Annotated in this window: 14 protein-coding genes; 10 read left to right on the top strand and 4 right to left on the bottom strand. The window is 73.8% G+C overall.

Annotated features, from left to right (window positions below; translation table 11 throughout):
* Positions 1-67 precede the first annotated feature (67 nt).
* From ABZ951_RS32425 to ABZ951_RS32415, 3 genes are all read right to left on the bottom strand, one after another.
* A complete protein-coding gene (locus ABZ951_RS32425; RefSeq protein WP_344086131.1) occupies positions 68-700 on the bottom strand; it encodes a 4'-phosphopantetheinyl transferase superfamily protein in 633 nt (210 codons plus the stop codon).
* Positions 701-762: 62 nt separating this feature from the next.
* A complete protein-coding gene (locus ABZ951_RS32420) occupies positions 763-2,238 on the bottom strand; it encodes an AMP-binding protein (RefSeq protein WP_344086100.1) in 1,476 nt (491 codons plus the stop codon).
* Complete coding sequence (locus ABZ951_RS32415; protein ID WP_344086096.1) at positions 2,238-2,492, bottom strand: acyl carrier protein; 255 nt, start codon at positions 2,490-2,492, stop codon at positions 2,238-2,240. Before ABZ951_RS32415 ends, ABZ951_RS32420 begins: the two co-directional genes overlap by 1 nt.
* A 411-nt stretch (positions 2,493-2,903) precedes the next feature.
* Between ABZ951_RS32415 and paaA the strand changes: the two genes are divergently transcribed.
* From paaA to ABZ951_RS32370, 9 genes are all read left to right on the top strand, one after another.
* Positions 2,904-3,872: a 1,2-phenylacetyl-CoA epoxidase subunit PaaA gene (gene paaA, locus ABZ951_RS32410; RefSeq protein WP_344086128.1), complete on the top strand. Its 969-nt coding sequence runs from the start codon at positions 2,904-2,906 to the stop codon at positions 3,870-3,872.
* Positions 3,869-4,171: a 1,2-phenylacetyl-CoA epoxidase subunit PaaB gene (gene paaB, locus ABZ951_RS32405; protein WP_344086093.1), complete on the top strand. Its 303-nt coding sequence runs from the start codon at positions 3,869-3,871 to the stop codon at positions 4,169-4,171. Before paaA ends, paaB begins: the two co-directional genes overlap by 4 nt.
* Entirely contained in the window at positions 4,161-4,937 is a 777-nt protein-coding gene (paaC, locus tag ABZ951_RS32400; protein ID WP_344086090.1) for a 1,2-phenylacetyl-CoA epoxidase subunit PaaC, read from the top strand. The genes paaB and paaC overlap by 11 nt, the downstream gene beginning before the upstream one ends.
* On the top strand, positions 4,934-5,431 hold the full coding sequence (gene paaD / locus ABZ951_RS32395) for a 1,2-phenylacetyl-CoA epoxidase subunit PaaD (protein WP_344086087.1): 498 nt from the start codon (positions 4,934-4,936) through the stop codon (positions 5,429-5,431). Before paaC ends, paaD begins: the two co-directional genes overlap by 4 nt.
* A 9-nt stretch (positions 5,432-5,440) precedes the next feature.
* Positions 5,441-6,568, top strand: coding sequence for a 2Fe-2S iron-sulfur cluster-binding protein (locus tag ABZ951_RS32390; protein ID WP_344086084.1), 1,128 nt, complete (start codon positions 5,441-5,443; stop codon positions 6,566-6,568).
* A gap of 156 nt (positions 6,569-6,724) precedes the next feature.
* A complete protein-coding gene (locus ABZ951_RS32385; protein WP_344086081.1) occupies positions 6,725-7,492 on the top strand; it encodes an SDR family oxidoreductase in 768 nt (255 codons plus the stop codon).
* A 65-nt stretch (positions 7,493-7,557) separates the two neighbouring features.
* Positions 7,558-8,403, top strand: coding sequence for a tryptophan 2,3-dioxygenase family protein (locus ABZ951_RS32380; RefSeq protein ID WP_344086078.1), 846 nt, complete (start codon positions 7,558-7,560; stop codon positions 8,401-8,403).
* Positions 8,396-9,217, top strand: coding sequence for an alpha/beta hydrolase (locus ABZ951_RS32375; RefSeq protein WP_344086075.1), 822 nt, complete (start codon positions 8,396-8,398; stop codon positions 9,215-9,217). Before ABZ951_RS32380 ends, ABZ951_RS32375 begins: the two co-directional genes overlap by 8 nt.
* Positions 9,218-9,315: 98 nt before the next feature.
* Positions 9,316-10,578 (top strand): aminotransferase class V-fold PLP-dependent enzyme, encoded by a 1,263-nt coding sequence (locus tag ABZ951_RS32370; RefSeq protein WP_344086072.1) that lies wholly within the window; start codon positions 9,316-9,318, stop codon positions 10,576-10,578.
* Here ABZ951_RS32370 and ABZ951_RS32365 read toward each other — a convergent pair.
* Positions 10,571-12,070, bottom strand: a complete 1,500-nt coding sequence (locus ABZ951_RS32365) for an FAD-dependent oxidoreductase (protein WP_344086069.1) — start codon at positions 12,068-12,070, stop codon at positions 10,571-10,573. The genes ABZ951_RS32370 and ABZ951_RS32365 overlap by 8 nt on opposite strands.
* A 279-nt stretch (positions 12,071-12,349) precedes the next feature.
* Between ABZ951_RS32365 and ABZ951_RS32360 the strand changes: the two genes are divergently transcribed.
* Positions 12,350-12,514, top strand: a complete 165-nt coding sequence (locus ABZ951_RS32360; protein ID WP_344086066.1) for a CsbD family protein — start codon at positions 12,350-12,352, stop codon at positions 12,512-12,514.
* The last annotated feature ends 169 nt before the right edge of the window (positions 12,515-12,683 follow it).

Below are 12,683 nucleotides of genomic sequence, written 5' to 3'. Positions count from 1 at the left end.
CGCCCCAGTTAAACTACCCACCAGACACTGTCCCTGATCCGGATCACGGACCCAGGTTAGCCGGGGGTCATTCCGCCGGGGCGGCGGTCCAGCTGAACACTCCTGGCCCCACCGGGTGGACCCGGACCTCCAGGACCCGGTCGGGCAGGGCCCGCGGCCGGGCGCGGAAGCCGCCGGGCACCGGGTGGGCGGCGATGCCCAGCAGGTTGGTGACGCTCCCGGGGAGCAGGGTGCCGAACGCCTTGAAGGCCGCTTCCTTGGCCGAGAAGGCCGCGAGCAGCCGGTGTTCGGCCTCCGCCGGAGTCGGCGCGCCGATCGCCCAGGTTTGTTCGTCCGGGGTGAGGACCACGTGCGCGGCGGCCGTCGGCAGGCCGCGCAGCTCCAGGTCGCAGCCGAGGGCGCGGAAGCGGTGGGCAGGGGCGGCCAGGGCGACGGCGAGGCCGGCGGAGTGGCTGATCGAGCCGACGCTGCCGGCGGGCAGCACCGGGCGGCGCCCCTCGCGGAGGATCTCTCCCGCGGGGAGGCCGGCGGCGGCCAGGGCCCGGCGCGCGGCGCCGCGCCCGGCCAGGAAGTCCCGGCGGCGGCCGGGGAGCATGGCGGCCGCCAGTTGCTCCTCGCTCGGGCCGGCCGGGCGCGCCGCGGGGTCGCCGGTGGCGACGAGGCCGAGGGCGAGGCCCGTCGCGGCGAGGACCGGGCGCAGAGCGAGCAGTTCGTGCCCGGTCCGCGCCCGGTCCTCGCAAGGTAGCGCCGGCCGGGGCCCGTTCAGGTGCGCAGCAGTTTCTTGAGGATCTTGCCCGCCGGGTTGCGCGGCACCTCGTCGATGAACTCGATGCGCCGGGGCCGCTTGTACGGGGCGAGCTGGTCGGCGAGGTGGCGGACCAGGTCGGACCGGCCGGTGCCGTCCTCGGCGACGACGTAGGCGAGGGGGACCTCGCCGTAGTCCTCGTCGGGGACGCCGACCACGGCCGCGTCGCGCACCGCGGGGTGCGAGCGCAGGGCCCGTTCGATCTCGGTGGGGTAGACGTTCTGCCCGGCCCGGATGATCAGGTCCTTGGTGCGGTCGACGAGGTGGATCCGGCCGTCGCGGTCGATGCGCCCGAGGTCGCCGGTGCGGATCCAGCCGTCCACCGTGATCTCGGCGGTGGCCTCGTCGTTGTCCCAGTAGCCGCGCATGACGCCGGGGCCGCGGACGCAGATCTCCCCGACGTCGCCCGGCCGGACGTCCTCGTCCTGGCCGTCCAGGGCCCGTACCGACATGCCGGGGATGACCCGGCCGCCGGGGATGACCTCGGGGAGGTCGTCCAGGGCGGGGTGCTCGTCGGGGCCGAGGGTGACGAACGGGCCGCCGACCTCGGTCATCCCGTACACCTGCCGGAAGCCGCAGCCGAGCCGCTCGGTGGCCTCGGCGTAGATCTCGACGGGCATCGGCGCGGCGCCGTAGAGCACTTCGCGCAGGGTGGAGAGGTCCGTGCTCCCCATCGCCTTGGCCTGGAGCATGAAGCGGAGCATCTGCGGGACGAGCCAGATGTGCGTGGCGCGGTGGGCCTCGACGGCCGCGAGGGCCGTCTGCGGCTTGAAGCCGGGGATGAGGACCAGGGTCGCGCCCGCCGCCATGTAGGTCAGCGAGACCACCACGCTGCCGTGGTAGAGCGGGCAGCAGTTGACGAGCACCATGTCGTCGGTGGGCCGGGCCACGGCGAGCCAGCCCAGGGCGATGGCCCGGAACGAGGTGTGGTCGACCGTGACGCCCTTGGCCTGCCCGGTGGTCGCCGAGGTGTGCAGGATCGCGGCCAGGGCGTCGTCGGGCAGGTCGGGGAGCTCGGGAAGCTCCGTGCCGCCGGCGCCCAGGGTGGCGAACTCCTCGCTCTCCACGGCGATCCGCAGCCGGACGGGCAGGTCCGGGTGGCGCTCCAGCAGGGCGGCCTCGCCGATGACGGCGACCGCCCCGGTGCGCTCCACGATCCCGGTGACCTCGGCGGGGGTCAGGCTGTGGTTGAGCGGCACGAAGAGCGCGCCGAGGCGGGCGAGCGCGAAGTAGGTCTCCATGACCTCGACGCGGTCCAGCGAGAGCACCGCGACGCGGTCACCGCGCTCGATGCCCAGCCCGGCGAGCCCGCGGGCGATGCCCACGGTCCGGTCGCGGAACTCGCTCCAGGTGACCGAGCGGCGCTCGTCCACCAGGGCCGTCCGGTCGGGGAAGCACTGGCGGTTGCGCTCCACCAGCTGGGTCAGCCACATCAGGAGTCGCCGCCCGGCGTCGGGGTGGCGCCGCCGCGGGCCGCGACGAAGCGCTCGTAGTCCGCGATGGTCGTCAGCTTGTCCATCTCCTCGGCGGTGACCTCGACGCCGGTGCGCTGCTCGATGAGCAGGATGAGGCGCACCAGGTCGCCGGAGTCGATGCCGGTGGCGCTGAGGTCGGCGTCCTCGCTGATGCTGTCGGCGTACTCCGGCGTGCCGGTGAGCTCGACGAGCATCTCCCGAACGGTGCTCATGTGCGTATCCCTCTCGTTGCGGGCCGGGGTAGTTGTACCGACACCGATGGGTGGAACCGATAGATAAGAGGCGCCGGAGGCGCCATGCACTCCCTGCCCTTTTCGTGATCATCGTCACGAAGTCGGTGTGGAAGGAAATCCCCTGTCCCGTCCTCTTCATCTCTGGAGCCACTGCCGCACGGCAGTTGCGGCAGGTTGCACAAGAACCGGCCATAACCATCCAGAAGTGACCAGAACAGCCCGGTACAGCGGTGAAGGAGTGATCGAGGTGCTCTCAGGGGCTCAGGGAGTCGCGTGGTGACCGCCGATTCCACCAGTGCGGCCGCCGTCGTGGACGCCACGGGCGGCACAGGCAGCGCCGTCGACGAGCGCGCGGTCGACGAGAAGCAGCTCACCGAGCACTTCGAGGCGCTGCTGGCCGCCGGTGAGCAGATCGAGCCCCGGGACTGGATGCCGGACGGCTACCGGCGCATGCTGCTCCGGCAGATCGCCCAGCACGCCCACTCCGAGATCATCGGGATGCAGCCGGAGGGCGCCTGGCTGACCCGGGCCCCCTCGCTGCACCGCAAGGCCAGCCTGCTGGCCAAGGTGCAGGACGAGGCCGGCCACGGGCTCTACCTCTACTCCGCCGTGGAAACCCTCGGCACCGCCCGCGCCGAGCTGCTGGACGCCCTGCACAGCGGGCACCAGCGCTACGCGGCGACGTTCAACTACCCGGCGCTGACCTGGGCGGACACCGGCGCGATCGCCTGGCTGACGGACGGCGCGGCCGTGGTCAACCAGGTGCCGCTGTGCCACACCTCCTACGGCCCGTACGCGCGCGCCATGCGCCGCGTCTGCCAGGAGGAGGCGTTCCACGTCCGCGAGGGCTACGACATGCTCTGGGCGCTGTGCCGGGGCACGGCGGAGCAGAAGGAGATGGCGCAGGACGCCGTCAACCGCTGGTGGCTGCCCGCCGTCGCCCTGATGTTCGGCCCGCCGGACACCACCGCGGGCGGCGCGGACGAGCGCACCGCGGCCATGGGCGCGGCGGTCACCCGCCGGTCGATGGCGTGGGGCATCAAGCAGCACACCAACGACGAGCTGCGGCAGCGCTTCGTCGACAACGTCGTCCCGCAGGCCGAGCGGATGGGGGTGACCCTGCCCGACCCGGCGATCCGCTGGAACGAGGAGCGCGGGCACTACGACTTCAGCCCGATCGACTGGCGGCTGTTCCGGGACGCGCTCGCCGACGGCTCGCAGTGCGCCCGGCAGCGCCTCGCCCACCGGGTGGCCGCCCACGAGGACGGCGCCTGGGTGCGCGAGGCCGTCGACGCCTACGCGGCGGGCCACGCAGAAGGCCGGGAAGCACAGTGGGAAGCAGAGGGGCAGGCGTCATGAACCAGCAGTCCGCAGGAGCGCAGACTCCGTGGGAGGTGTTCATCAGGCCGCGCCGTGGCCTCTCCCACCAGCACGTGGGCTCCGTCCACGGCGCCGACGCCGACATGGCCCTCGCCAACGCCCGGGACCTGTACACCCGCCGGGGGGACTCGGTGTCGATCTGGGTGGTGCGCTCCGACGCGGTGCGCGCCTCCTCGCCCGACGAGAAGGACCCGCTCTTCAGCAACGCCGCCGACAAGCCCTACCGCTACCCGGAGTTCTACGTGCCGCTGAACGAGGGGGGCAGCCATGACGGTTAGCGCTGCCGAGCCCCGCACGGCGGACGTCGCCGGGTACGCGCTGCGGCTCGGGGACGACGCGCTGGTCCTCGCCCAGCGGCTCTGCGCCTGGGTGACCCGCGCGCCGACCATCGAGGAGGACCTGGCGATCTCCAACATCGCCCTGGACCTGATCGGCCACGCCCGGGTCCTGCTCTCCCGCAGCGGGGAGCTGGACGGCACCGGGCGCAGCGAGGACGACCTGGCGTACCTGCGGACCGAGCGCCAGTTCCGCAACGCCCTGCTGGTGGAGCTCCCCAACGGGGACTTCGCGGTGACCATCGCCCGGCAGCTGGTGTACACGCACTACAGCCGGCTCCTCTACACGGCGCTGGAGCAGTCCGCGGACGCGGTGCTGGCGGGCTTCGCCGTGCGGGCGGCCAAGGAGGTGGAGTACCACCGGATGCACGCCTCGCAGTGGACCGTCCGCCTTGGGCGGGGCACGGCCGAGAGCCGGCGGCGGATGCAGGCCGGGCTGGATCTCGTGTGGCCCTACGCCGCCGAGCTGTTCGCCTCCGACGAGCTGGTGGAGCGGCTGGCCGCCGACGGCACGGCTCCCGACCCGGCCGGGCTGCGGGAGCCGTGGGAGCGGGAGGTGGCGGCCGTGGTGGCCGAGGCGGGCCTGACGGTCCCCACCGCGGCCTGGCAGGCGACCGGTGGGCGGTCGGGCCTGCACACCGAGGCGTTCGGCCCGCTGCTGGCCGAGCTGCAGTCGGTGTACCGCCAGTACCCGGGGGGCCGCTGGTGAGCACCGCGCTCCGGCTGCCGGCCGAGCGGGTCAGGGCCCGGGTGAACACCGTGCCGGACCCCGAACTCCCCATGGTCACCCTGGCCGACCTGGGCGTGATCCGCTCGGTGGAGACGGCGGCGGACGGCGTCATGGAGGTCTCCATCACCCCGACCTTCCTGGGCTGCCCGGCAATGCCGGCCATCGAGAAGGGCATCCGGGCGGCGCTGGCGGACTGCGGGCACCCCGACGGCCGGGTGCGGCAGGTGATCTCCCCCGCCTGGACCACCGACTGGATCAGCGACGAGGGCCGCCGCAAGCTGTCCGAGCACGGCATCGTGCCCCCGGGCGCCGCGAGCGCCCCGCTGCCCGTCCGGCTCGGGTTCGGCCTGTCCTGCCCCAACTGCGGCTCCGTGGCGACCCGGCCGCAGAGCCCGTTCGGGGCCACCCGGTGCCAGTCCGTCATGGTGTGCACCGCGTGCCATGAGACCTTCGCGCACCTGAAGGCGATGTAACGACCCGTCATGAATGCGATGAACACCCTCACGACAGCGGCCGGTGACCCGGCCCCGGCCGGCCCGCCCCGCGCTCTCGGCTGGCACCGGCTGCCCGTCACCGGCGTCGAGCGGCTCACCGACGAAGCCGTGGCGATCACCCTGGACATCCCCGGGCAGTTGGCGGAGACCTTCGCCCACCGGGCCGGACAGCATGTGACCGTCCGGCACGCCCCGGCCGGCACCGAGCTGCGCCGCAGCTACTCGGTCTGCCTCCCGCCCGCGGACCGGTCCGGGCTGCGCCTGGTGGTCAAGCGCCTGGGCTCCGGCGGTTTCGCCGAGTACGCCACGACGGCGCTGGCCGCCGGTGACGTCCTGGAACTCTCGCCCCCCACGGGCGACTTCCGGCTGGCGGACCACCCCGGCGCCCACCACGTCCTCGTCGCCGGCGGCAGCGGCATCACCCCGCTGCTGAGCATGGCGGCGGCGGCCCTGCGCGACGACCCGGAGTGCCGGGTGTCGATGATCTACGCCAACCAGAGCTCCCGCTCGGCGCTGCTGGCGGACGAGCTGGCCGACCTCAAGGACGCCTACGTCGGACGGTTCTCCGTCCTGTACGTCCTCTCCCAGGAGACGCGCGAGGCCGAGCTGCTCTCCGGCCGGATCGACGGCGCCCGGCTGCCGAAGCTGCTGGCCCTGCTGGGCGCCGAGCCCGGCGACGACGGTGGTCACTTCTACTTGTGCGGTCCCTGGGGGCTGGTCGAGGCGGTCCGGGAGGGGCTCGCCCGGTGGGGCGCCGACCCGGCCCGGGTGCGCTTCGAGCTCTTCTCCGCCGAGGACGGCTCGCGCGAGTTCGCGGCCCCGGAGCGGAGCGGCCGGACCGGGCGGATCACCGCGCGCCTCGGCGGCCGGACCACGGTGACCACCATGGAGCCCGGGGACAAGGTGGTGCTGGACGCCGTCCTGCGCGCCCGGCCCGAGACCCCGTACTCCTGCCGCGACGGCCTGTGCGGCACCTGCCGCGCCAAGGTGGTCTCGGGCGGCGTGCGGATGGACCGCCAGTACGCCCTGGACGCCTCACAGGTGGCGGACGGCTACACCCTGGCCTGCCGGGCCCGGCCGGAGACCGACGAGGTCGGACTCGACTTCGACGCCTGACCACGGCCGCACCCGCTCCCCGCATGGGGCCGGGTGCGGCACACGGGACTTGAGGACGCACCGATCGCCGCACCGCGCGCGCCGCAGCCGGCCCCCGGCGATCGCCACACCAACGGCCGACGGCCGAGGATCACAGGAGCTGAAGGGTCGATGACCATGGGCAGGCTTTCCGAGAAGACAGTGCTGGTGACCGGCGGCAGCCGGGGGATCGGCAAGAGCATCTCCCTGCGGCTGGCCCGCGAGGGCGCCCTGGTGGCAGTGCACTACGGGCACGACCCGGTGGCCGCCAAGGAGACCGTGGCGGAGATCGAGGCGGCGGGCGGGCAGGCGTTCGCCTTCCGCGCCGAGCTGGGCGTCCCCGGTGACGCGGCCGCGCTCTGGGCCGCGTTCGACACGGCCCTCGCCGCCCGCGGCGCCGGCCCCGGGCTGGACATCCTGGTCAACAACGCCGGCATCACCCTGCCGAAGATGATCTCCGACGTGACCGAGGAGGACTACGACCGGGTCTTCGCGGTCAACGTCAAGGCGCCGTTCTTCGTGATCCAGCAGGGCCTGGAGCGGCTGCGGGACGGCGGCCGGATCATCAACATCTCCTCCGGCGTCACCCGCATCGCCTTCCCGCACATCGCCGCCTACGCGATGACCAAGGGCGCGCTCGACACCCTGACCCTCACCCTGGCCCACCAGCTCGGCCCGCGCGGCATCACGGTCAACGCCGTGGCGCCCGGCATCGTCGAGACGGAGATCAACCCGACCCTCCAGGACCCGCAGACCCGGACCAGGCTGGCGGCCCTCTCGGCCTTCAACCGCATCGGGCAGCCCGCGGACATCGCCGACATCGTGGCGTTCGTGGCCAGTGACGACGCCCGCTGGGTGACCGGACAGCACCTGGACGCGACCGGCGGTTCCTTCCTGGGCGTGTGACCGACACCGGGCGCCGCCGGCCGCGGCGCCCGTGCCGCACAGCCACCCCTACCGAGGAGACCCCCATGACCGACAGCACGCTCGCACCCACCGAATCCGGGGAGGACGACTCCCTCCTGGAGTTCGAGGGGACGACCCCCTACGACGACTACGTCCATGCCTCCCTGCTGACCACCCTCCAGCAGCCCTTCACCGACGCCCCGGAAGAGATGGGCTTCCTGGTGACCACCCAGGTGATGGAGCTGTGGTTCACCCTGATCGTCCACGAGTGGCGGGCCGCCCGCGAGGCCCTGCTCAAGGACGACTTCGAGCTCGCCATGGACGCGCTGCGCCGCAGCATCAGCCAGCACCAGGCGCTGAACGACTCCTGGCGGCCCCTCGCGAAGCTGACGCCCGTTCAGTTCAACGGTTTCCGGGCCGCGTTCGGCAAGGCGTCGGGCTTCCAGTCGGCGATGTACCGCCACATGGAGTTCCTGCTCGGCGACAAGTCCCGCTCGATGGTGCAGCCGCACCGCGGCCACCCCCGCGTGTACGCAGAGCTGGAGGAGGCCCTCGTCGAGCCGTCCCTGTACGACGAGGTGCTGGCGTTCCTGCACCGCCGCGGCCTGCCCGTCCCGCAGCAGGTCCTGGAGCGCGACCGGACGGTGACGCACGAGGGCGACCCCGGCATCGAGGAGGTCTGGCGACAGATCTACGCCGGCCCCCGGCACGACCCCCTGGTGGCCCTGGGCGAGGCCCTCACCGACATCTCCGAGCTGGTGCGGCGCTGGCGCTCCGACCACGTGCTGATCGTCCGCCGCGCGATGGGCGCGAAGTCCGGCAGCGGCGGCTCGTCGGGCGTGGAGTGGCTGGAGAAGCGCGCCAACCGGTTCGTCTTCCCGGAGATATGGACGGCCCGCAGCTATGTCTAGGACGTTCTCCGACGTGGCGCTCGAGGAGGAGCGGCGGGTGCTGAGCATCAAGCCCGTCCTCGCGCCCGTGCACGGCAAGTACGGCGACCACCCCCACCAGGTCTACGACCTGTGGCCCGCGCAGGGCACCGAAAGCCCGGACGACGCCCCGCTGGTCATGCTGCTGCACGGCGGCTACTGGCGGTACGACCGCATGCACCTGACACCGTTCGCCGCCCATCTGGCGCAGCACGGCTTCACCACGGTGCTGCCCGGGTTCCGCCGCTCGGGCGGTGCGGGCGGCTACCCCGCCACGTTCGACGACATCGCCCTGGCCGTCGACACCATCCCGGCGGGCCGGCCCTTCGTGCTGGCCGGCCACTGTTCCGGCGGCCACCTCGCCCTGTGGGCCGGCGCGCGCGGGCTGCTCCCCGCGGACTCGCCGTGGCACACCACCACGGGCTTCCCCGCCGCGATCCTGGGCCTCGCCCCGATCACCGATCTGGCGGGGACGATCCGGGAGGACCTCAGCTCCGGCGCGGGTCTGCAGCTCCTGGGCGGCGCCGACGAGGCCGCCGCCCGGCTCCCGCTCGTGGACCCGCTCACGCTGCTCCGCGGCAGGGGCACCACCGGCGTGCCGACCGTGGTGCTCCACGGCGAGGTGGACGAGGAGCTGCCCCACGAGCAGTTCACCGACTACGTCGCCGCGCACACCGACGCCGAGCTGGTGACCCTGCCCGGAACCGGCCACTACACCCTCATCGAGCCGGGGTCGGACGCCGCCCGGTCGGTGATCGACGTCCTCGCCCGCATGTGCCGGCCGCGGCAGTCCTGAAACCGGTCGCGGGGCCGGAGCCGGCCGGTGCCCACCGGCCGGCTCCGGCCCCGCGGCGACAGCCCCACAGCCCTACCCCGAAGAAGCGGAGCCCCGCGGTGACCACCGCCACCCCTGTCCTCGATGCCCTGGCGGCGCGCGCCACCTCGCTCGACGACGCCGATCCCCTCGCCCCCCTGCGGGAGCGCTTCCTGCTGCCCGAAGGCGTCGTCTACCTCGACGGCAACTCGCTCGGGGCCCTGCCGGCCGCGGTGCCCCCCGCCATGGCGGACGCCGTCCGGCGGCAGTGGGGCACCGACCTGATCCGGTCGTGGAACGACAACGCCTGGTGGCAGGCGCCGCTGCGGGTGGGGGACGCGATCGGGCACCTGATCGGCGCGGCGCCGGGCCAGACGGTGGCCGGGGACTCCACCAGCGTCCAGCTGTTCAACGCCCTGTCCGCCGCCGTGCGGCTGCGCCCGGGCCGCCCGCTGCTGCTGACCGACCCGGCGCACTTCCCCACCGACCAGTACATCGCGGACTCCGTGGCCCGGCTGTTCGGCCTGGAGGTCCGCCGCATCCCCGCGGCCGGCCTGCCGGGGTTCCTGGCCGAGGAGGGCCACCGGGTCGCCGTCGCCGGGTACTCCCCCGTGGACTACCGCACCGGCGAGCTGCACGACGTGCCCGGTACGACCCGGGCCGTGCAGCGGGCCGGCGCGCTGATGCTGTGGGACCTGTGCCACGCGGCCGGGGCGCTGCCCGTGCGGCTGGACGAGCTGGGCGTCGACCTGGCCGTGGGCTGCGGGTACAAGTACCTCTCCGGGGGACCGGGCGCCCCGGCGTTCCTCTACGTCGCCGAGCGTCACCAGGCGGCCTTCGACCACCCGATCACCGGCTGGAACGGACACTCCGAACCGTTCGGCCTGAGCGGCGGCTACACCCCGGCCGAGGGCGTGGGCCGGGCCCGGATCGGCACCCCGCCGATCCTCTCCCTGCTCGCCCTGGAGGCGGCCCTCACGGCCTTCGAGGGGGTCGACATGGAGCTGGTGCGCGCCAAGAGCCTGTCGCTGACCGGTTTCTTCCAGGACTGCGCCGACACCCTGCTGGCGGGCCTCGGCTTCGGCGACGTCACCCCGCGCGAGCCGGGCCGGCGCGGCAGCCAGGTGGTCCTGCGGCACCCGGAGGCGTACGCGATGGTGCAGGCGCTCGCCGCCCGCGGTGTCGTCGGCGACATGCGCGCCCCGGACCTGCTGCGGTTCGGCGTCAACGCCCTGTACATCTCGCACCGGGAGGTACTGGACGCGGTGCGGCAGCTCCGCGAGGTCACCACGGACGGGGAGCACTGGCAGGAGCGGTTCCGGCTGCGCACCACCGTCACGTGAGGTCCTCCACGGCGCGTTCCTCCAGGGGCCGGGTGGCCGGTCCCTGGAGGAGCGTGCCGTCGGTGTCGAAGCGCGAGCCGTGGCAGGGGCACTCCCAGGTCCGTTCGGCGGCGTTGAAGGCGACGAGGCACCCCAGGTGCGGGCAGCGTGCGGAGAGGGCCCGCAGGGTGCCGTCCTCCTCGCGGTAGACCGCGCACCGCCGGCCGTCCACCCGGACGAGGGCGCCCGTGCCGGGGCCGATCTCCGCGACGGAGTCCACATGGGTGGGTCGCAGCCGGTCGCCCACGAAGTGCCGGCCGACCTCCGCCTGGTGCTTGAGGAACGTGGGCGCGGCGCGCAGTGCCGTCCACAGGCGCCGCGGGTCGTACAGGCCGGCCCACGAGGGGCTCTTGGAGGTGATGAGGTCCGTCAGCAGCCGCCCCGCCATGGCACCGCCGCTCATGCCCCAGCCGCCGAAGCCGGTGGCGACGTAGGTGTGGCGGGCTCCGGGGTGGAAGGGGCCCACGAGGGGGACGCCGTCGGTGGAGTCGTTGTCCTGGGCGGCCCACCGCTGGACGATCCCGGCGCCGCCGAAGTGCTCGCCGGTCCACTCGGCCAGCCGCCCGTACCGCTCCGCGACGTCGCCCGTGCCGGGGGTGAAGCTCTCGCCGGTGACGATCAGCAGCCGCCGGCCCTCGCCGTAGGGCGCCGTCCGCACCGACCGCTTGTTCCCCTCGTCGGTGATGTACATGCCGCCCGGGTCGTCGGTGGCCGGCAGGCCGGCCGCGACGACGAGTTCGCGGTGGGGCGAGAGGTGGGTGAAGAGCAGGGCCCGGTCGAAGACGGGGTAGTGCGTGGCGACGACCACGTCGCCCGCGGTGACCACCACTCCCCCTTCCGTGGTGACGCGGCAGGGGGTGCCCTCGGTGAGTCCGGTGACGCGGGTGCGCTCGTGGATCCGGCCGCCGCGCGCCACGATGTCGTCGGCGAGGGCGAGGAGGTACTTGCGGGGGTGGAACTGGGCCTGGTGCTCCACCCGCACGGCACCCGCGACCGGGAAGGGCAGCCCGGTCTCCTCGACGTAGGCGGCCGCCAGCCCCGCGGCCGCGGCCGCCTCGGCCTCGGCCCGCACTTCCTCCCGCCGCGCGGGGTCGGTGACGTAGGTGAAGGCGGGGAGCCGTTCCAGCTCGCAGTCCGCGCCGAGGGCGGCGGCGATCTCCACGATCCGTTCAACCGCTTCCTGCTGGGACCGGGCGTAGTGCTCGGCCTCCTTCGGCCCGCGGGTCCGGCGCAGCCGGTCGTAGACGAGGGTGTGCAGGGCGGTGACCTTGGCGGTGGTGCAGCCGGTGACGCCCGCGGCGAGGCGGTCGGCCTCCAGCACGGCCACCGAGCGGCCCGCCTCGATCAGCTCCCACGCGGTGCTCAGCCCGGCCATGCCGCCGCCGACGACAACGACGTCCACCTCGATGTCGGCGGTCAGCGCGGGCCGGGGGGCGGCGGGTGCGGTGGCCATCCAGTGGGACTCCGCGGTGCCGGGGAGCAAGGGGCCGGGATCCGTGGCAGGTGACATGTCCGGCGGGTGCCCCCGATGCGGCGGCCGAACCGCCGCCCGCCGGTTTTCGCCCGGACGGCTCCCGGGCGGCGGTCCGCGCCGGTGGGCCGGGGCCGGGGCGGTGGCGGCGGGTGCGGACCGGGAGGTGCGGCCGTCCGGTTGCGCGCCGGTCCGGAGTGCGCGGAGGGTTGAGTTACGGAAGGTGTACTTCCGGATCGAGCGCACCGAGAGGAATCTGTCATGGGCAAGGCGAAGGCCAAGGCCAAGCAGGTCAAGGGCAGCATGAAGGAGAGCGCGGGCCGGGCGTCCGACGACAAGCGGATGCAGGCCGAGGGCCGCGCGGAGAAGGTCGAGGGCAAGGCTCAGGAGGCCGTGACGAAGGCCAAGAAGTCCCACGGGCGCTAGACAGCCGACACCGGTGAGCATCGAGGACGCCGCCCCGTCCTCCGCCGGAGGCGGCGGAGGACGGACCCGGCGGTGGTCGCCGGGCACCGGGGCGCCGCCGCGGGCTCAGGGGAGGCGTGCGCCGTGGCACAGGCGAAGAAGGTCGCGCTCTACGCCGTCATCATTTTTG

It is taken from the genome of Streptomyces sp. NPDC046215, from assembly GCF_040646215.1.
Lineage (GTDB): Bacteria > Actinomycetota > Actinomycetes > Streptomycetales > Streptomycetaceae > Streptomyces > Streptomyces stramineus.
The sequence above is the reverse complement of the archived record's forward strand: the minus strand, read 5'-3'. Positions and strand labels throughout refer to the sequence as shown.

Bases quoted from the DNA above. Each gene is read 5' to 3' on its own strand.
- ABZ951_RS32390 (WP_344086084.1), top strand. From the start codon at position 5,441: ATGAATGCGATGAACACCCTCACGACAGCGGCCGGTGACCCGGCCCCG.
- ABZ951_RS32375 (WP_344086075.1), top strand. From the start codon at position 8,396: ATGTCTAGGACGTTCTCCGACGTGGCGCTCGAGGAGGAGCGGCGGGTG.
- paaB (WP_344086093.1), top strand. From the start codon at position 3,869: ATGAACCAGCAGTCCGCAGGAGCGCAGACTCCGTGGGAGGTGTTCATC.
- ABZ951_RS32420 (WP_344086100.1), bottom strand. From the start codon at position 2,238: ATGTGGCTGACCCAGCTGGTGGAGCGCAACCGCCAGTGCTTCCCCGAC.
- ABZ951_RS32415 (WP_344086096.1), bottom strand. From the start codon at position 2,492: ATGAGCACCGTTCGGGAGATGCTCGTCGAGCTCACCGGCACGCCGGAG.
- paaC (WP_344086090.1), top strand. From the start codon at position 4,161: ATGACGGTTAGCGCTGCCGAGCCCCGCACGGCGGACGTCGCCGGGTAC.
- ABZ951_RS32380 (WP_344086078.1), top strand. From the start codon at position 7,558: ATGACCGACAGCACGCTCGCACCCACCGAATCCGGGGAGGACGACTCC.
- ABZ951_RS32365 (WP_344086069.1), bottom strand. From the start codon at position 12,070: ATGGCCACCGCACCCGCCGCCCCCCGGCCCGCGCTGACCGCCGACATC.
- ABZ951_RS32385 (WP_344086081.1), top strand. From the start codon at position 6,725: ATGGGCAGGCTTTCCGAGAAGACAGTGCTGGTGACCGGCGGCAGCCGG.
- ABZ951_RS32360 (WP_344086066.1), top strand. From the start codon at position 12,350: ATGGGCAAGGCGAAGGCCAAGGCCAAGCAGGTCAAGGGCAGCATGAAG.